At 70.4% G+C, this 19,741-nt stretch carries 11 protein-coding genes; all 11 read right to left on the bottom strand.

Annotated elements, in window-relative coordinates; translation table 11 throughout:
* Positions 1–26 precede the first annotated feature (26 nt).
* Positions 27–803 (bottom strand): Crp/Fnr family transcriptional regulator, encoded by a 777-nt coding sequence (locus tag U5A56_RS26345; protein ID WP_044848401.1) that lies wholly within the window; start codon positions 801–803, stop codon positions 27–29.
* A gap of 423 nt (positions 804–1,226) precedes the next feature.
* Positions 1,227–2,252, bottom strand: coding sequence for a lipase secretion chaperone (locus U5A56_RS26340; RefSeq protein WP_321925328.1), 1,026 nt, complete (start codon positions 2,250–2,252; stop codon positions 1,227–1,229).
* A gap of 3 nt (positions 2,253–2,255) precedes the next feature.
* Positions 2,256–3,410: a triacylglycerol lipase gene (locus tag U5A56_RS26335; RefSeq protein WP_321925326.1), complete on the bottom strand. Its 1,155-nt coding sequence runs from the start codon at positions 3,408–3,410 to the stop codon at positions 2,256–2,258.
* Entirely contained in the window at positions 3,403–3,819 is a 417-nt protein-coding gene (locus tag U5A56_RS26330) for a DUF4345 domain-containing protein (protein ID WP_321801515.1), read from the bottom strand. Before U5A56_RS26330 ends, U5A56_RS26335 begins: the two co-directional genes overlap by 8 nt.
* A 16-nt stretch (positions 3,820–3,835) precedes the next feature.
* Complete coding sequence (locus U5A56_RS26325) at positions 3,836–5,173, bottom strand: hypothetical protein (RefSeq protein WP_321925323.1); 1,338 nt, start codon at positions 5,171–5,173, stop codon at positions 3,836–3,838.
* Complete coding sequence (locus tag U5A56_RS26320) at positions 5,170–5,949, bottom strand: outer membrane lipoprotein-sorting protein (RefSeq protein WP_321925322.1); 780 nt, start codon at positions 5,947–5,949, stop codon at positions 5,170–5,172. The genes U5A56_RS26325 and U5A56_RS26320 overlap by 4 nt, the downstream gene beginning before the upstream one ends.
* Positions 5,950–6,000: 51 nt before the next feature.
* Entirely contained in the window at positions 6,001–7,410 is a 1,410-nt protein-coding gene (locus U5A56_RS26315; protein ID WP_321812797.1) for an ABC transporter permease, read from the bottom strand.
* The gene (locus U5A56_RS26310) at positions 7,407–8,123 is read right to left on the bottom strand and encodes an ABC transporter ATP-binding protein (protein ID WP_321925320.1); all 717 of its coding nucleotides are present in this window, start codon (positions 8,121–8,123) and stop codon (positions 7,407–7,409) included. Before U5A56_RS26310 ends, U5A56_RS26315 begins: the two co-directional genes overlap by 4 nt.
* The gene (locus U5A56_RS26305) at positions 8,120–9,505 is read right to left on the bottom strand and encodes a flavin-containing monooxygenase (protein WP_321821907.1); all 1,386 of its coding nucleotides are present in this window, start codon (positions 9,503–9,505) and stop codon (positions 8,120–8,122) included. Before U5A56_RS26305 ends, U5A56_RS26310 begins: the two co-directional genes overlap by 4 nt.
* A 20-nt stretch (positions 9,506–9,525) precedes the next feature.
* Positions 9,526–13,632, bottom strand: coding sequence for a cytochrome P450 (locus U5A56_RS26300; RefSeq protein WP_321925318.1), 4,107 nt, complete (start codon positions 13,630–13,632; stop codon positions 9,526–9,528).
* Positions 13,629–19,673 carry an SDR family oxidoreductase gene (locus U5A56_RS26295; RefSeq protein ID WP_321925316.1) on the bottom strand — a complete coding sequence of 2,015 codons (6,045 nt, stop codon included), beginning with the start codon at positions 19,671–19,673 and terminating at the stop codon, positions 13,629–13,631. The genes U5A56_RS26300 and U5A56_RS26295 overlap by 4 nt, the downstream gene beginning before the upstream one ends.
* Positions 19,674–19,741 lie beyond the last annotated feature (68 nt).

The following is a 19,741-nucleotide window of genomic DNA, read 5'->3' as shown; positions in this document are numbered from 1 at the left end:
ATCGCGCCACGACGCGGTGCCGGCGACTATGTCGTCCGGACGCGGCGCGACAACTCGGCGCCGGCATCCGTACCGGCATCGGTCGCGAGAATGCGGCGTGTTTCGTCGCGCACGACCCGATGGCAATCGCAGCCCTGCCGTTCGAGACCGGCGAGATCCGTGAGCACGATGGCACCGCGATGCTGATGGATCAGGCCGAGCTCGTGAAGCTGCCGCGTGGCATCGGTGACGGTCTCGCGGCGCACGCCCAGCATCTGCCCCAGCATGCCGTGCGTGACCGGGATTTCGATGCTGCGTGCGCGCTCGTAGGCGATCAGCAGCCAGCGGCCCAGTTGCTGCCGCATCACGTGATGACGGCTGCAGAACATGACCTGCGACGCCTGGGACAACGCCAGCTGCATCCGCACGAAGACCTGCCGCCGGATCGCCGCCGACACGTCGCACGCGTCCGCGAAGCGGCGCGCATACAGCCGGTACGCGAACCCGCCGCGGTAGACGACGACGCGGCGCTGCATCGCGCTGCCGACGACGTCGTCGCACACGATGCCTTCGCGGCCGATTTCCGTCACGCCGAGTGTCGTCTTGCCGCCCGCCGTGTATTGCAGGGAAATGCCCGCCGTCACCGGAAAATAGACGGCCTCCAGATTCTCGCCGGCATCGCACAGCACCTGGCCGGTCTCGAGATTCGAAAGCATCAGATGAGGCGCCAATTCGGAACGGTTAATTCCGTCGAGCGCTGACAGGAAATGATTGGCACCAAGTGCATGCGGCAACTCGATGACGTTGTTGGCCTGATGTATCACGGCGCACCTCGTACGTTGTATCCCTGCCCCTCGGCCACCGGACCTTCCTGCTGTTTTCACCGCACCGGTTTAACGGTTTCTCCGCCTTTTCAGCGCGGTGACATTGAGCAAAAAGGTATCACGCAGCCCAACCGTACGCGACACTCCGCTTTTGTTACATGAAGTAATTTGACAGTTCGGCTCGCCATCCGAAGATACTTGCATTGTCAATAAAAAATTGGCGATTTAAATCCCACCCATATAAAACGGATTGCGCAATGAATCATTGAAAACGGCGCATGAATGTCAATGCGCGGTAATGCGATTTACACTGGAAATTAAAATCATTCCCGAATCGAAAAGAATGCGGAAAATGTGGGTTATCCCACACTTCTCCCTCGCCAGGTGTGAGCGCCGTGACGGCGTGCACGTCCGAGACGGGTGCTAGTGCGCCGATGCCGTGGCCCGGCCCGCGTCGAGCGATGCGGCCCGCAATGCGTCCGCCGGATCCGGGAAGTCGCGTTGCCGCAATTGCGCGAGCTGCGCGTCGCGCGCGTCGGGCGCAAGCGGCTGCGCGTCGAGCCGGTCGCGTTCGGCCGCGTAATCGCGATAGCGTGCCCGCCACGCATCGTCGCCCTGCTGCATCCGCTCGACGCGCGCGGCGACCTCGGCGCCGAGCTGCGCACGCAGCGCATCGGGCGTCGCACGCCGGCCGTCGAGCCGCGCGAGCGTTGCAAGCGCATCGCGTTGGCGCGCCGCGCGCTCGCGTGCGTTGCGCTCGTCCGGCGGCAACGCCTGATCGAGTGCGGCGAGGCGTGCGCGCTTCTGCGCGTCATCGAGCGTCGGATCGCGCGCGATCCTGATCCGGTCGAGATCGCCGCGCTGCCGCCGCAATTCCGCGTCGAAGAACGGCGCGCTCCAGTCGCCGAGCCAGCGGCGCGCGAGCGCCGCACGCCGCTCGAGTTCGCCGGCGATGCCGTCCGGATCGAGACCGGCGCCTGCCGGCAGCGCGCCCGGCAGCGTGTCGAACGCGGCGATGCACGCGCGATAGCGCGGCCACAGATCGAGCGCATCGCGGCGGGCCGGCTCGCCGATCGGCTGCGATGCGATTTCGTGCGCGACCAGCGCATCGAGCGCCGCGGGCGTCAGGTCATGCTGCGCAAGCAAAAAGTAATCGAAGAATTCCCGCACCGCATGCACGTGCGCGAGGCGCCCGCCGGGCCCGACCGGCAGGCGCGGCGCACGCGCGCCCGCGAGCGAGGCCGGCAGCGCGAAATCGGACACGGCAAGCACCGGCCGCGGCACCGCCGCACCGCTCGGCGCGGCGTGGCCGGGCGGCGCGGTATCCGTGGCGGCCACGGCAGCCGCCGACGCAGCCTGACGACCGAACGCGTGCCAAACGGCGGCCGCGGCGATCGCCCCGGTCGCGCCGTACAACACCGCGCGGGACAGCATGGTCCGGACCTTCATCGCTCAGACGCCCTGTTGCTTCAGCCGGTTTGCCTGCACGCGCAGCGCGGCGACCGGGTCTTCCGCATAGGCGCCGCGAACGCCGAGCAGCTGGTTGATCGCGTCGAAGTGATTCCAGCGATAGCGCGTCGAAATCACCGTGCCGAACCGCGCACTGCAGGTCGACGTGAAACCGTCGTTCGGGCCGGCGCCGGCCAGCGCCATGACGTTGCCGGCCGTCAGGAACACGAGCGTCGACGGATCCAGCACGTTCGCGGGATCGATGACCGGAATCACGCTGGTGTCGACCGCGCCGGTCACGATGCCGAGCAGCGACACCGGCTGATACGCGGCCCCGCTCCACGAATACAGCAGATGCACGTTGCCGCCGATCGTCTCGACCGGTGCGCCGGTGCCGCACGCGCCGGCGCCGAGCCCCGGGCTCGGGAACAGCTGGTTGAACTGCGCGGCCTGGGGCGTGCTCAGCGCGTTGAGTGCGGCGATCGCATCCTGGTTCGTGTTGTGCGTGTCGCTGGTGAGGATCCCGAACAGGTTCAGCAGCGCACCGAATATTGGCGTCGACAGGCCGGTCGGGTCGAGCTTCAGCGCGCCCAGCACGAAATCGGCGAACTGCGAGCCGCGGTGCGGCGTCGCGATCGTCGTGACCGACGCGACGAGCGCGGGCGCGACCGACGCCACGTAGCGCGACGTCAGCCCGCCCTGGCTATGACCGATCAGGTTCACCCTGGCCGCGCCCGTGACCGCGAGCACCTGCTTGACGTAGGCCAGCAACTGTTCGCCGCGCCCGTTCGGGCCGAGGTCGCCCTGGAAGCCGGACAAGTCGGCGACGTAGACGGTCGCGCCATGCCGCTGAAGATCGGCCTGGATGCCGTACCAGTACGGCAGGATACCGAAATAGTCGTCGGTCCCGGTCAACCCGTGCACGAGGACGATCGGATAGCGGGTCGCCGCGTAGTCGTCGACGGCCGTCTGCGCGCCGGCCTGCGCCGGGCCCAGCAGGACCCACGCGAGCAGCGCGATACGGGCGATGAACCGCGCGTACCCGAGCGATACGCGTCGTCCCGCCACGGCGTGCAGGAACGCCGCCGCGATGCCCCGCACGGCCGCATCGGCACGACGACGCGGCGCGATGCGCTGGTCGATGTCGAAGTCATGCATTCGCGTGCTCCCATGCGGCATGCGCGGCCACGCGCCGCTGCCATGCGATGAACAGCGGCGCGCCGACGACTTCGAGCGCCGTGAAGCCGACGAACGGCGGCCACGGCAGCCCGAGCGCCGCGAGCGAAATCAGCCGCCCGATACCGCCGAGAAAGATCATCATCCACAGCGTCGCGAACAGCCGCCCCTGATGCTCGATGCGCGGGATCACCGAAAACGCCGCGAGCCCGAGCCCGAGCCAGACGCCCGCATGGAAACGCAGGTTGCCGTCCAGCGTCGCGTCGGCCGGCAGCGCGATGCCGAGCGACGCGTACAGCGGATCATGGATGCCCATCATGCCGAGCACTCCGGTGATCGTCGGAACCAGCGCAAGCACGGCGGTCGCCGCCTGAAGCGCGCGTTTGCTCATTCGAATTCTCCTTGCGTCATCGATAAAAAATGCCCAGCACCTGAACGCTCGTCGACTCCGGCATCGCGCCGAAGCGGCTCCACGACGGCCCGCCCTGATGCAGCCATTGCAGCGCGACGTCGAAGCGGTCGAAACGCCGCCGCAACTCGAGCCAGTATTGCCGGCCGCCGCCGAGATCGGCCTGCACGAAGCCCGACAGGTCGAGGCGACGCACGCCGACATTGCGCCACGCCGCCATCACGAACACGCCGTGACGGGTTTGCAGTTCCTGCGCGGCAATCGAGGTCTGCACCGCACGGCCCCATGCGAGCGGGTTCGCGCGCTGCAACGACCGCCATTGCGCCGCGTTTGCGCCGCCGCCGTTGCTCTGGAATTCGGCGGTCAGCGACAGGTCGACCGGCAGCGTCCACGTCGCGCCCACCGATGAACTGGTGCGGAACGCACGATCGTCGGCCGCGCCGGTGGCACGCGCGATCAGCGAGCGCCGGTAGCCGCCCGTCCACTCGACGTACGCGACCACCGAGTTGCCGAGCAGCACGCTCAGATTCTGGCCGAACTGCGGCGCCTGCCCGCTTTCGCCGTAGACGATCCATTGCGGCTGGATCGCCGCGGTGAGCCGCTGGCTCGCGACGAGCATCCAGCGGTCGACGCCGTTGGTGCGCTGCAGGTCGGACGACGCGGCCGGATCGCCCGGCAGGCTGCGGCGCTCGAGCCGCGGCGACAGCAGCGCCGCGAGCGAGCCCGAGTCCCACACCTGTTGTGCGCGCAGCCCGACCGTGCCGAGCCGGTTCGTGTGCCGGCTGTCCGGATCGGGCGGCACGTCGAGACTCACCGCCCCGGCCCGGAAGAAGTCGGTCGGGTTGTAGCCGATCGCCGCGCCGAGCCGCTCGTTCACGCGCCCCGCGTCGACGACGAACGCGGGCGACGCGCGCCAGCTCGCATACGCTTCCTTCACGAGCGTCACGTCGCGCGACGACGTGCGCGACGTGCCGAGCGGATCGAAGCGGTCGAAGCGCATCGAGAAATGCGCGGCGAACGACGGCGTCAGCCACTGGCCGTATTCGAACTCGATCGACAGCTGGTTGCGGCCGGCCTCGCCGCCGTCACGATAACGGCTCGTGCGCAGCGCGTCCTGCACGTTCAGCTTCCACCGCTTCGCGGTGTCGGCGGGCGTCGCGGCCGGCTGGTCGGCCAGCGCGAGCGCCGCGGCGTCGGCCGCGTCGACGCCGGCCGTGCCATCCGCCGCACCCGCTCCACCCGCCCCACCCGCCCCACCCGCATCCGCTGCACGCACGAGCGCAGGCAGCAGCACGAACGCGAGCACCGCGATCCGGCCTCGGCGCCGCGCCGTCATTGCGCCTGGAAGCGGGACAGGTAGTCGCGCTGCAGCCATGCATCGGGAATGTCGCGCCACGCGTAGTCCGAGAAACGCATGACCGTGACCCAGTTGCTGTCGAGCCCGTCGATGATGACGGTCTCGGTCGGCCGCTCGACGCCCAGTTGCATCGTGTAGCGGCGATAGAACGCGGTCTTCAGCAGCCGGTCGCTTTCCGAATAGAAACGCGCCTTCAGCGGCCGGTTGTTCGCCGCGTCAATCCAGATCTCGATGCGGCGATACGTGAGCCCGTCGCCGTGGCCGGCGAGCGCGAGCCGGTACGCGCGACGGGTCTGCCGATCGCCGTCGACGATGTCCTCGACGCCCTTCAGCGCGGCCGTATAGTCGTGCGCGAGATTGACCGTCACGACGTCGCCGTTCGCGGCCTGGCCGAGCAGCCGCTGGTCCGGCGAGATCCGCACGCTGGCCTGGTTCGCCGGATCGTAGAACCACAGGTCGTTGCCGTTCTTCAGCATCAGCTTGCCCGTGTCGCGCGCCGGCGCGACGAAGCGCACCAGCGTGCGGAACGCACCGCCGGGCGCGTCGGGCTTCGAATGGATCGACAGCGTATTGCCGTCGACCTGCTTGCCGGACCGGTACTCGACGAGCGTCGCGGTCAGCACGAACGATTTCTCCGGTGTGCGGATCGCGTCGCTCGCCGCGAGCACCTTCTGCGGATCGGGCGCCGGCTGCGCACGCGCGACGCCGGCCAGGAACGAAAGACTCAGACAGCATGAAACGAACAGGCGACGCACGGGCGCTCTCCCGAAAGTGAAGTGAACGAAAAACGCGGCAATCGGGCGACCTCACACGTGCCGCAATGCATCGACGATCGACAGCCGCGCCGCATGCCGCGACGGCAGCCACGCGGACAGCCCGGCCACGCACGCGAGCCCGGCGAACGTGACGGCGATGGTTCGCCACTCGCCCCACACGCGCACCGTCAGCGCGACGGCGTCGATCCGCGCGGGCGGCGTCCAGGCCAGCCCGCTGCGATTGACGATCGCGGCAATGGCGAGCGCGACCAGCACGCCGAGCGACGCGCCGGCCACGCCGAGCAGCGCGCCCTCGCAGACGAACAGCGCCTGGATGCCGCCGCGCCGCATGCCCATCGCGCGCAGCGTGCCGATCTCGACGGTGCGCTCGATGATCGCGGTGCTCATCGTGTTGCTGATCACGAACAGCACGATCGCGCTGATCAGCACGAACACGAAACCGAAGATCACCGAGAACATCCGGTTGGTCTGGTCGTAGAACGGGTTCAGCGTCGCGAAATCGACGACGTCGAGCGCCTGCCCGTCGAAGCCGCCGTGCAGCAGCTGTTCGATGCGCGCGCGTGCCGCCGGCAGGTCGGCCGTGCGCGCGAGCTGGATCTCGATCGCGGTCGCGCGCGGCGCGGCGCCGCCGTAGACGAGCCGCTGCGCCTGCGGCAGGTGCACCGCGAGATACACGTCGTCGAGTTCCTTCACGCCCTGCTGGTCCGCCTTCACCACCGAGAAGCGGCCGACGTTCGGCGCGCCGCCCGCGCTCGCGGTCAGCACTTCGACATGGGGCGCGCCGTCGGCGGCCGGCCGCGTGCCGGCCTCGGCCTGTGCGAGCGCGAGCACGTCGGGCGGCGCGGTCGCGGCCGGGCCGTCGGCGGGCGGCTCGGCCGGGGCCGGCGGCGCATCGCGGCAATCCGGCACGCGCAGCGGGCCGCACAGGTGCAGCACGCGCGCGACGCCGAGGCCGACGATCGCCGCGTCGCCGGCGCTGCCGCGCAACGCGAATGTGCGCGGCTGCAGCGGGAACCCGTAGGCGTTCCATTGCTGCATCCGGTACTGATCGTCCGCAATCGCGCCGAAGCCCATCACGGTGCGTGACACGCCGGCCGCGAAATTGCCGGCGATCCCGCCGAACTGCAGCGTCGGCGTGACGACCTGCAGCAGCGGCGCGAGCTGCGGGTCGTGCCGCAATCGTTCGATCAGCGCCGGGTAGCCGCGAATCCCGTACGCGGCCGGGTCGCCCGTGCCGTACAGGAAATAGCCCTGGCGCTGGATCTGCAGGTGGCCGCTGCGCTGCACGAAGTCGGTCTGCAGGCCGAGCGTGATGTCGCGGCTGAAGCCGCCGAACAACAGGATCGCGCTGACGCCGACGATCATCGCGAGCAGCGTGGTAAGCGAGCGCCGGCGGTTGCGCTGCAGGTTGCGCAGCGCGAGCATCAGCGTATGGGTCATCGGCACACCTCCTGCGTCGCCGTGTCGTCGCCGGCCTGTTCGTGGCCGACGATGCGGCCGTCGAGAATCCGGATCACGGCGTCGGCCACCTTCACCACCTCCGGATCGTGCGACGACACGATGAACGACACGTCGCGCTCGCGCTGGATCGCGCGCATCAACGCGATGATCGCGTGCCCGGTCGCGCTGTCGAGGTTCGCGGTGGGTTCGTCCGCGAGGACCATCGCGGGCTCGGCCGCGAGCGCACGCGCGATCGCGACGCGCTGGCGCTGGCCGCCCGACAGCTGGCTCGGCCGGTGCCGCGCCTTGTCGGCCAGGCCGACCGCGTCGAGCAGGTCGCGCACCCGCGCCGCGCGCCGCGCCGGTGCCCAGCCCGCCATCAGCAGCGGATACTCGACGTTCTCGTACGCGGACAGCACCGGCAGCAGGTTGAAGGTCTGGAACACGTGGCCGACATGACGCGCGCGAAAATCCGACAGCGCATCGTCCGACAGCGACGCCGTGTCGTGACCGGCGATCGTCACACGCCCGCTGTCGGGGCGGTCGATGCAGCCGATCAGGTTCAGCAGCGTCGTCTTGCCGCTGCCCGACGGGCCGCTCAGCACGGTGAAGCGGCCCGCGTCGAGCGTCGCCGACACGTCGGCGAGCCCGGTCACGCGCACGCTGTCGAGCAGGTAGGTCTTCGACAGGTGTTCGACATGCACGAGGCTCACGACGCACCTCCCGCGCGCACCGCGTGCGCCGGCGCCGCCTTCGATGCCGCCGCGCTCGCACCGCCGGGCAAGGCCGGCAACCCGCGTATCAGCCGTCGCAGCTGCAGCCGATACGCGAAATGCTCGACCTCGATCACGTGCCGCGGCGTGCGATGGAACGCGATGCCGCCGCTCCAGTCAGAGCGGCCGCGCCGGATCAGCCGGTCGATGCGCGCGGCCTTGCGCGGCGCCGCGTCGCGCGCATGCAGGTAGCGGGCGAGCAGCTGCGCCTGGTAGTCCATCAACGGCCAGTTGCCGGTCGAGGTCTGGAACAGCCCGATGAAGAACAGGTCGCGATGCTGCGCGTCGAACAGGTTCAGGTACAGCGACGGCTGCGGCTTGCGCCATTGCAGGTGCGCCTGGTCGATGAACGGGAAGCTCGGCTGGTAGCCGGTCGCGTACACGATCACGTCGATCGCCTCCTCGCTGCCGTCGACGAACACGACGCGATCGCCCTTCAGTTCGCGCACGTCCGGCCGCGCGTCGAGGTCGCCGTGTCCGAGGTGATAGAACAGCGTCGAATTGATGATGAAATGCGATTCGAACAGCTTGTGGTCCGGCTTGCGCAGCCCGTAGTGTTCGGGTTGCCCGGCCGTCGTCAGGCGCAGCAGCCGTTCGCCGAAAAAGCGCCGCGCCCACAACGGCATGCGCAGCCGCAGCGGCCATTCCGCCCACTCGTCCGCCGGCATTCCGAACAGGAATTTCGGCCAGTAGTAGTAACCGCGGCGCGTGCTGTGGAAGACCGCGCGCGCACGATGCGACGCCTCGACCGCGATGTCGCAGCCGGAATTGCCGGCGCCGACCACGAGCACGCGCTTGCCATCGAAGATCTCCGGCGTGCGGTACTGCGACGAATGCAGCTGCAGCCCGTCGAACCGCCCCGGATAGTCGGGCAGTTGCGGATGCGACAGGTGGCCGTTGCAGACGATCACGCCGCGATAGGTCCGCACCTCGCCGCGATCGAGTTCCACGCGCCACTGCGTGCCGCCCTGCACCGGTGCGATCTCGAGCACTGAGCGGCCGAACTCGATCCGGTCGTACACGCCGAAGCGCCGCGCGTACGCGCGCAGATACGCGAGTGCCTGGTCGCCGCGTGCATAGGTCGGATAGTCGTCGGGAATCGGAAAATCGGTGTACTCGGAAAACCGCTTCGAGCTGATCATGTGGATCGAGCGATACACCGCGCCGCTCGGGCGGCCGTAGTACCAGTTGCCGCCGACGTCGTCCTCGCGTTCGATCACGTCGAAGCCGATGCCGGCCGCGAGCAGGTTCTTCGCGGCGGTGATGCCCGCCGCGCCCGCGCCGATGATGCAGTACCGCGCGCCGTCGTTGCGCTCCGTCATGGTGAACCTCCTCTTCCCGTTCAAGTAGCCGACGCCGTCACGGCTTGCGTGTCGGTCGCGCCGGCGAGCCGCGCGTCGTACAGGTCGGCGATCGATGCGCCCGCGCGATCCGCGATCGCGAAGCGATCGTCCGGATAGCGCAGCAGCATGTCGGCGTCGCCCGCCTGCGCGGCGCCGAACACGATGCGGCCGATGCGCCATGCGTGCGCCGGCTCGCCATCGGCGGGCCACGCGCCGAGCAGCACGCGCAGCACGTTTTCCAGGTGATTGACCGGCAGCCACAGCTGCGGACACGGCACGCGCCCTGCATCACCCTGCACACCCTGTACACCCCACAGCGCGGCGGGGCCGGCGGCCTTCGCCTGCGCGATGCCGCCGCTCCATCGGGCCTCGGGCAACAGGTCGTCGCGCCAGCTCGCGCGTGCGGACCGCCGGGCCGGGCCGTCCTCCGTCTCGCGCGGCAGCGCGACGGTCGTGCCGCCGGGTGGATGACTGCGGTACACGAACGTCGCATCGAGCAGCACGCGGCCGGCAAGCGACGCGCAGCGCACCGTCACGTGCCAGCCGTCGTCCACCGTGCGGCCGCTCACGTCGGTGTCGAGCGCGAGATCGCCGTGGCCGTCGAGCGCGTCGGCGAGCGCGTCGAGCGCGATCGTGATGTCGACGGCTTCCTGCAGGCAGGCCCGCTCGCCGCCGGGCGGCGCGACCCAGTCGGCCACGACGCGCGCGTGCTCGAGCAGCAGCGACGCCGGCACGGCCGCGCGGCCGTCGACGCGGAAGGCATGCGTGTACGGTGCGCCGGCCGTGCGATAGCGCGTCGAGAAGCAAGCGAACGGCCGGAAGCGTCGCGGCGCGCCCGCGTGATGCCGGCGCGTCGCGAGTTCGCCGAGGTTCGGCAAGCCTTCCACCGCGTCGAACCCGCGCAGCTGGATCGGCGTCAGTGCGCGGCCGACCGCGCCCATGTACATCGGCTCGCCGCTGCCGGATGTCGCTGGATTCGCTGGATTCGCCGGCGCCGCGAGTTCCGCGAGCCAGTGGCGCACGCCGTCGTCGATTCGCATCGGCGTTACGTAGCGCCGCGTGACGGCGAGGTTCGTGATCATCCCGACACCGTCCCACGTCGGCCACGCGATCGTCTTCACGACGCGCTCGCCGGCGTCGCGCCGCGCCCACCAGCCGAGTCGCGCCAGCGCCTCGTTCGCGGCCGCATAGTCGGTCTCGCCTGTCATTCCGCCCCAGCGGCCGGTCAGCGAGCCGACGTTGACGAAACAGTCGACGCGCGGCCGGTTGCGCACCGCCGCGTAGAGATTGAGAAAGCCGAGCACCTTCACGCGCGCGGTGCCGATGAACTCGTCGGCGCTCTTGCGCGGCAAGCGCACCGGCTGATCGATGCCCGCGTTGTGGATCACGGCGCGCAGCCGGTCGCCGAATGCGTCGCACAGCGTGCGCACGGCCTCCGCGTCGGTCACGTCGCATACGCGGTAGTGCACCGGCAGGCCGAGCGCAGCCACGGCGTCGAGCGACGCCTTCAGGTCGCGGCGGCGTTCGAGCTGCCGCAGCGCATCCCGGATCGCCTTCGGAGATCGCCCGGGCGTCGCCTGGCGCAGTTGCTCGAGCCCGTAGCGCTTGAAGCCCGCGTCGTCGAGCGCGAGCCACGGCTCGTCGCCGGCGGGCAACGCATCGCGCCCGGTGACGATCACCGTGCAGCGATGGCGTTTTGCGAGCGCGCACGCGGCCAGGAAACCGATGCCGCGCGCGCCGCCCGAGAAAAGCACGACGTCGTCGGGCGCCCAGTCGGGCGCCGCGTCGGCCGGCAGGTCGTCGCGGGTCGCGACGAGCGTATGGCGGCGTCCGCCGCGGTGGCCGACCTCGAAGCGTCCCCAGCGGTACAGTTCGCGCGCGATCAGCTGGTCGACGCGCCCCGTTTCGTCGGGCGCGATGTCGAGCACGCGCACGTTGCAGTTCGGCAGTTCCTGCGGCAGCGTCTTCGCGAGGCCGGCCCACAGTCCGCCGAGCGGCTGGACGAGCGGGCCGTCGCCATGGCCCATCAGGCCGTCCTGCCAGGTGAGCGCCAGATAGAACAGCCGCGACGTCGATTCTTCCTGCGACCAGTCGCCGTAGCACGCCTGCAGCAGCGCGACCGTGCGGCGCAGCGGCGCTTCCCATTGATCGCGCGCGTCGAGCGAGAACCGCGCTTCGATGCCGAGATCGACGATCCCGTCGAACGGCCCCGACTGCGCGACGAACGCGCTCGCGGCCGCCGCCGGATCCACGCCGTCGGCCGGCGCGAACACGCCCGGTTTCGCACAGGCGCGCGTGAGCGTCGCCACCACGCGCTCGACCGTGCGACCGCGGCCGTTGACGATCGCGATCCGCTTGCCGCTCAGCTCGGCCGCCGGCAGGTCGGGCAACGGCTCGATCTCGACCGGCCGCCAGGTGAAGCGGTGCGTCGGCGTGGCGTCGGTGCGCTGCGGCGCGTCGTCCGCGATCGCGTCGCGCTGCAGAAAGGCCAGCACGTCCGGCGCCAGCGTAGGGCCGGCGGAATGAACGGGCGTGGGTGATGCCACGCTCGCCGGTTGCTCGGCGCCGGGTGCCGGTGTCGGTGTCGGTGTCGGTGTCGGTGTCGGCGTTGGCGTTGGCGTTGGCGACTGCGATGGTGATGGCGACGGCGACGGCAACGACGTAGCCCCCAGCGCTTGCGTGCCCGTAAGCGGACACACCGATGTCCTGACAGCCGGCGCGCTTGCATCCCCCCCGGCCTGCCCCGCGGACACCCGCTCGCGCAAGCGCGGCTTCGCGATCAACCGGATCCCGTCGCGCGGACGCAGCGAGATCGTCGCGCCGGTGTCGAGCGAATGACCGGGCACCGCGCTCAGGTCGACGTGCTGCGCCACCACCGCGATCAGCACGCGCATCTGCAGCAACGCAGTCTGGTAGCCGATGCATTTGCGCATCCCGCCGCCGAACGGAAAGTACGCGTACCTGTGGCGCTCCGGCGCATGCGATCCGAAGTTCTCCGGATCGAACGCGTCGGGGTTCGCCCACAGCGCCGGATGACGATGCGTGACGTACGGCGACATGAACACCGACGAGCCAGCCGGCACGTGATAGCCGCCGATCTCGTCGTCGTCGACCAGATCGCGCGTGAAGCCCCAGATCGGCGGGTACAGGCGCAGGATCTCGTCAACGGTCTGCGCGAGGTACGGCAGGCGTTCGAGATCGGCCGCATCGGGCGCGCGGCCGCCGAGCACCGCATCGAGCTCCTCGCGCAAGCGGCGCAACACCTGCGGATGCTGCGCGAGCGCATAGAGCCCCCACGCCATCCCGCTGCCGGTGGTTTCGTGGCCGGCGAGAAACACCGTCATCACCTCGTCGTGCACCTCGCGCTCGGTCAGCGGCGCGCCTGTGTCCGGGTCGCGCGCGGCGAGCAGCAGCGAGATCACGTCGCTCGTGTCGGAGCGCCCCGCGCGATGCTCGGTGACGATCGCGTCCACGATCGTGTCGATCCCGCGGCGCGCGTGCGCGATCCGGCGATTGAACGGCGTCGGCATCCAGCGCGGCACGAAATCGTTCAGGTTGCCCTGCGGCATCATCGCCGCGATGCCGAAGCGCACGGCCGGCCCGACGTCGTCCGCATGCCGCGAGATGTCCGCGTTGAACAGCATCAGCCCGAGCATGCGCAGGCTCACGCGCATCATTTCCTCGACGGCGTCGAACGGCGCATGCGCCGGCCGCTTCAGCCACGCCTCGACGAGCGCAAGCGCCGCAGCGCCGACCGCGGCCGTGTGCGACTCGACCTGCCTGCGGTGAAACAGCGGCTGCACCACGCGGCGGTGACGCCGCCAGAACTCGCCGTCGGTCGTCAGCAGGCCGTCGCCGAAGAACATCTTGAAGTTGTCGTAGAAGCGGCCACGAACGTAGTTGCGATGGTTGTCCTGCAGCACGTGCTGCACGCCGTCGGGATGCGCGAGCGCGTGCGTGAGGAACGGGCCGAGACGGTTGCGCGCGATGTCGCCGTACTGCTGCTGCAGCTTCAGCAGCATCGTGACGGGATTGCGCTTGTACGCCGCGAGGTTGCCCATCACGACGCTGCCGCGCGGGCCGGGCGCGAGTCGCTTCATGCTCATGCGGACACCTGTTCGGAAGACGCGCGCCCGGCCAGTTGCGCGTCGATCTCGCCGCGCGCGGCGAACGCGCCGGTCACGCGATGCACGTAGCCGATCACGATGCCCGTCACGTCGCGCATCTGCATCAGGATCCTGCCGTCCGGGCGCACCGCGACGAACCGGTTGCCGCTGCTCGCCGGCCCTTCCAGCGCGAACGCGCGCGGGCTCACGCGCAGCGCGATCGACGCGTGGCGGCTCGCCAGCTCGCAGTCGTTGCCGGCTTCGTAGATATCGATGCGGCCGATCGACATCGGCGCCGCGAGCGGAATGTAGTCGCCGGCGACGTGATCGAGCGCGGCCACGCGCGCGAGCCCGTCGAGCAGGATGCTCGGCACCACGAAGCGCGAGAACACCGGGTCGCCGTCCGGCACGTTCAGCCGGAAGCGCGCCTGCTTGCCCGCGTCGCTCATGCCGGTGTCGGTCGTCGACACGAACATGCCGGTCAGCCGCACCGGCGCCGCATCGAAGTGATACGGATCGGCGACGGGCGTGAACGTCGCCATGGCCGGTTCGTGCCAAACCGGCGCCGGCGCGTAGGCGTCGGCCAGGCGCACGGTGATCTCGAAGTGCGGCTTGTCGCGCACGAGCACCTGCCCGCCAGGCGCCAGCACGTCGCCGGAAATCCGCACGCGCACGTGCACCGCGTCGCCGTCGCGCGACGCGATCCGCGCGTGGATGCGCTTCACGCTCGGCCGCTTCGCGTCGTACACACGCAGGAAGTGCAGGAATGCCGCGTCCGCGAAGCCGACGACCTTGAGCCCCGGCACGAGCCGCAGCGCGGCCTCGGCGGCCACTTCGGGCACGAAGGTTCCCGGCAGCGTCGGAAAGCCGTTGACGACGTGATGCTGCAGGTACGCGTCGCGCTCGAGGTCGAACACGCGCTCGAACGTCACGCTGTCGTCGGTCCGCGCGCGTTCCGCGCCGAGATAGAAATCGGGATCGCGCGACGCGGCGACGGCGGCTGGCGCGCCTTCGTCGAGGTCGAAGTAACCCGGCAGGTGCGTTTCGATCGCACGCCGCTCGGCGTCGCCGAGATGCACGGACATCGCCGCGCGCTCGCCGAGCCCGAGTTCGCGCATGAAGTGATGCTGCCCCTCCGCGGTGCGCATGCTCGTGAACAGTCCGCTCTTCTCGAGAAACGAGCGCGTGACCGGGTTCGCGCCGAGCCCGACCGAGCGCCACAGCGTCCAGCCGATCGTGAATTCGTCGTGACCGAGCGCCGCGCGGTGATACGACGCCTGCGTGTTCAGGAAGTCGTTGCCCGACGCGTAGTCGGTTTCGCCCGCCTGCCCGGTCAGCCCGATGAACGAGCCGAAGTTGCACCACAGGCGCGGCTGCCGCGCGCCGAACGCGCGGCGCAGGTTCCCGTAGCCGCGTACCTTGATGTCGCGCACCGCGACGAAATCGTCCAGCGACTTCACGCGCACCGAGGCCGAACGGTTCAGTCCGGCCGCGTTGACCAGCAGGTCGACGCGCGGCTCGCGCGCGAGAATCGTGTCGATGGCCGCCTTCACGCTGTCGGGGTCGAGCACGTCGGCGCGCAGGTAGGTCACGCGGTGCGCGCCGCAGAACGCGCGCATCGCCTCGATGTTCATGCAGGCCGTGCGCGCGTCGGCACGCCGCTCGAAGGCGCGGATGATCTCGGGCAACGGCCGTTCCGGATGCAGCATCTTCTGCTGGCGGATGTAGTCCGGGCGGCTCTTCGCAAACGTTTCGTCATCCATAGCGAGCAGTTCCGCGTCGATCGCGTCCAGCGCGCTGCTGCCGATCAGGTACAGCGTCGGGCGCACCTGCGCGGCGAGCGTCTTCATCAGCTCGCCGGTGATCCCGCGCGCACCGCCAACCGCGACCACGACCGAATCCTGGCCGAGCGACAGCCGCTCGTCCGCGCGCAGTTCGCCCGTGTCCGCGACCACGCGCGGCGTGCGGCGCCGTCCGGCGCCCAGCGCGACGACCGGCAGCCAGTGACGGGCGCCGCTTTCCCGCTCCGCGTCGCGCAGCGCGTCCGGCAGCGCGCGCGTATCGGTCAGCACGGCAACCGGGCGCGCTTCCGGCATCTCGATCGCCAGCGCCTTCACGAGGCCCGTGAACAGGCCGGCATCCGGATGCGGTACGTCGCCCGCGAGCGCGTCGAGCAGCAATACGATCAAGCTGCCGTCGCGCTCGAGTGCCGCATGGCAGCGCTTGATCGCGAGAAACGCCAGGTCGTGCAGCGCGAGCCGCGCGGACGCAGCCGGCGCTGCGGCGCCCGGTGCGAGCGTGCCGGCGTCGAGCGACGTGAGCACGCGCACGTGGCCGATGCCGTCGGGCAGGAAGTCGAGCGCCGCCGCGTCGATCCGCTCGATCCAGTGCCAGCCCGGCCGGTGCGTGGCGAACGGCCGCGTCGACAGCACCACGCAGCCGGGGCCCGCATCGGCGTGTGCGGCCTGTGCGGCCAGCGCGTCCGGCATGTCGGTCACGATCACGCAGCGCGGCGCGATGAACGGCGTCGACCGGCCCGCGGGCCGCCACGGCGCGTCGCGCCATTCGATCCGGTAACGCGCGACGCCGAGCGGCTCGCCGTCGGCCGAGACGCCGGTCCGGCGCAGCGGGCCGGGTATCAGGGTGCCGCGTTCAACGGGTGCGGTCGCCGCGGTTGTCGATGCGGCCGGTTGCGCGGTCGCGGCGGCCGGCGCCGTCGCATGGGCGGGCGGCACACGCAGCGCGTCGCGATGCGGCTCGTGCGGCGTGGTCCCGTGCGGGCCGGCCGGCTCGCATGCAACGTGCAGCGCGTAGCGCGCGCGGTCGCCGCCGCCGTCGCGCGTGAGCGTCGTGCCGGCATCGCGCGCGACGATTGCGCGCAGCACGTCGATCGCCGAGTCGGCCCCCGCATACGTGACCGCGCGGCCCGTCGCATCGCACGGCGCAGCCGGCTCGACAGCAGCCCGCGCGTCGCCGCCGCCCACGACCGCGAGCACCGGCAGCCCTTCGGCCTGCGCACGCCGCACCGTCGTGACGGCGAACAGCACGATGCCCTCCGCGAGCGGCAGCCCGAACGCGGGCCGCACCTCTTCCGCCGAGTTGCCGTTGATGCCGCCGACGATCGCCATGTCGAGTTCGCCGCTGCACAGGAAACGCTCGGCCGCCTCGAATGCCGCGAGCGTCGACGCGTGGCCCGCATCGACCGTCATGTTCATTCCGTGCAGGTCGTGATAGTTCGCGACGCGCGCTGGGATCACGTTCGGCATCATTCCCGGAAACGAATTCTCGGTCGTCGGCGCGACGAGTTGCTTCGTCGCCTCGCGCAAGCCGTCCAGCACGCGTTCGGTCGCCGCGCGTTGGTCCGGCCGCGTCGCGTCGAGCACCGCGGCCGCGATGTCGTCGAGATAGCAGCGGCTCGCATAGAGCGCCGCATTGCGCGTGGGCCCCATGTGCCCCATCACGAGTCCGATCGTGTCCGCATGCGCGTGCCAGAACGTGCCGAGGCGTTCGCGCAGGTCGTGCGCGGCGTCGAGCGCCATCAGCTGGCAGCGATCGAGCGCGCGCAGCACCGCCGGAGGCATCTTCACGCGCGCGAAGCTCGGCAGCGGGTAGCCGGTTCCGAAGCTCGCGTCGGGCGCACGGCCTTCGCCGCGCAGCCACGCGGCGACCTGGGCGTCGCCGTCGAGGCCCGGAAACTTCGCGGACCAGCCGACGATCGCGAGCGGTTCGCGCGCGAACCGTCCGCTCGCCTCGCCGGCAGGCAGATCCGCGCGGTATTCCGACACGATCAGGTGACCGTTCGTGCCGCCGAAGCCGAACCCGGACACCGCCGCGACGCGTGCCGATTCACGCCGGACCGGCCACGATACCGGCGCCACCGGAATCCGCAGGTTCGTGCCGGCGATGTCGAACTCAGGCGGCGGCTCGCTGAAGCGGTGCTGCGGCGGGATCACCTGATGCCGCAACCCGAGCAGCACCTGGATCACCGACACGACGCCGGCCGCCCACCCCGTATGCCCGACCAGCGACTTGTTCGACGTCACCTGCACCGGACGGTCGCGCCGGATCGCGTCGCGCAGGCTCTGGAATTCCGCGAGATCGCCGGCCGGCGTGCCCGTTGCGTGCGCAACGACCCAGTCGACGTCGGCCGGCACCGTCGCGGTGCGCGCATACGCGCGGTCGATCGCGATGCGCTGGCCGGCCGAATTCGGCGCGTAGATCGCCTTGCCCTTGCCGTCGGACGACGAGCCGAACGATTTCAGCACGCCGAGGATGCGGTCGCCGTCCGCGCGCGCCCGCGCGACGCGCTTCAGGATCACGACGCCCGCACCGTCCGCGAACAGCACGCCGTCGCAGTCGCGGTCGAGCGGCCGCACCTCGCCGCTGCGCGACAGCCCGTGCAGCTTCGAGAACAGGACCGAGCCGCGCGGCGCGAGCGCGAAGGCGCCGCCGCACGCAACCACGTCCTGCTTGCCGAGCAGCAGCGCCTTGATCCCGAGATCGATCGAATACAGCGACGACGAACACGCGGTGTCGACCATCATGCATTGCGCGTCGTCCGGCAGCACGCCCTGCATCGCGTTCAGGCCGACCCGGTGCGGGAAGAACGACGCGAGATCGCCGGCGCCGCGCGCATAACGCGCGCTCAGCACCGCATCGATCGCGGCCACGCGCCGCTCGCGCTCGGCCGCGTCCACGCCCGCCTCGATCAGCACCGCGTTCAGGCGTTCGCGCGCGGCGGCCAGCACCATCCCCTCCTCGAGATGCTGGCTGCCGTCCGCCGTGTAGCCGACGAGGAACGCCACGCGATCGGCGTCACGCAGCGTCACGCCGTCGAGCGACTGGCACAGCGCGTGACGCAGCCACAGCGTCGTCAGCTCGTGCGGCGCGGTGCCCGCGTCGAGTTCGGCGTGCACCGTCGGGCACGGCTCGAACTGCTCGATGAAGACCGAGCGCGACTGATAGCTCTTGTCCTCGGCCGACGTGTCGGGCGAATAGAACGAGCGGTAATCCCAGCGATCCGGCGGCACGTTGCCGAACAGTTCGGGGCCGTCGAGCAGTGCGCGCCAGAACGCATCGGGGTCGCTCGCGCCGGGCAACGCGAGACCCATGCCGACCACGGCGATGTCGTCGCTGTCCGGCGCGTCGTCCGGCGGCGCGGCGGGACCATCGGCCCGCTGCGTGTTCACGGAGACGGGCGGCGCCGCGGCCGGCGCCGCCTCGCCCGCGCCCTCGGCACGCGCCGCGCCCGCCCATTCCGCGCGCGGCGACAACCCTTCGCTGCACAGCGACAGCCCGCCGTCCGCGACGACCACCTGCCCGGTGATCCAGCGCGCCGCATCCGACGCGAGAAACACGACGAGATCGGCGAGGTCCTCCGCGCGTGCGAGCCGCTTCAGCGGCGTCGCCGCGATGCTCGAGCGCTTCGTGTTCTCCGGGTCCGGAAACTGCGCGGCGACGTCGCCGTCGATCAGCGTCGACGACGCGCCGTTCACGCGAATGTCGCGCCCCGCGTACTCGACCGCGAGATAGCGCGTCAGCGATTCGAGCGCTGCCTTCGCGGTGCCGACGACCAGATAGTTCGCCGGCACGAGCGTCGCGCCCACCGACGACACGTTGACGATCGCGCCGCCGCCCGAGCGCGCCATCAGCGCCGCGGCACGACGCGCGCACCAGAACGCGCCCTTCAGGTTGGTATCGAGCGCGCGATCGAAATGCTCGGCGCCGATCTCGTCGACGCCGAGCAGCGCACCGGACGCCGCATTGTTGACGAGCACGTCGAGCCGGCCGTAGCGCCGTTCGATCTCGTCGAACATCCGGTCGACCTGCGCCTGCTGCGCGACCGACGCACGGATCACGTCGACCGTCGCGCCGAGCGCGCGCAGTTCGTCGGCCGTCTGCTTCGACGCGTCGAGCGAGTGGAAGAAATTCAGGATCACGTGCGCGCCCTGCTCGGCGAAACGCCTGCAGATCGCCTTGCCCACGTTTTTCGCGCCGCCCGTCACGAGGACGAGCTTGCCGCGCATGCTGGTATTCGCCATGGATCGCCTGCCTATCGAGAACTTGTCATTACGGGCAGGGCCCCCCTGCCGACCAACGTTTCAGCCCA

Source organism: Burkholderia sp. BCC1998 (assembly GCF_905339875.1).
In the GTDB taxonomy this organism is placed as follows: Bacteria; Pseudomonadota; Gammaproteobacteria; order Burkholderiales; family Burkholderiaceae; genus Burkholderia.
This window is presented reverse-complemented; position numbering and strand designations above follow the sequence as displayed.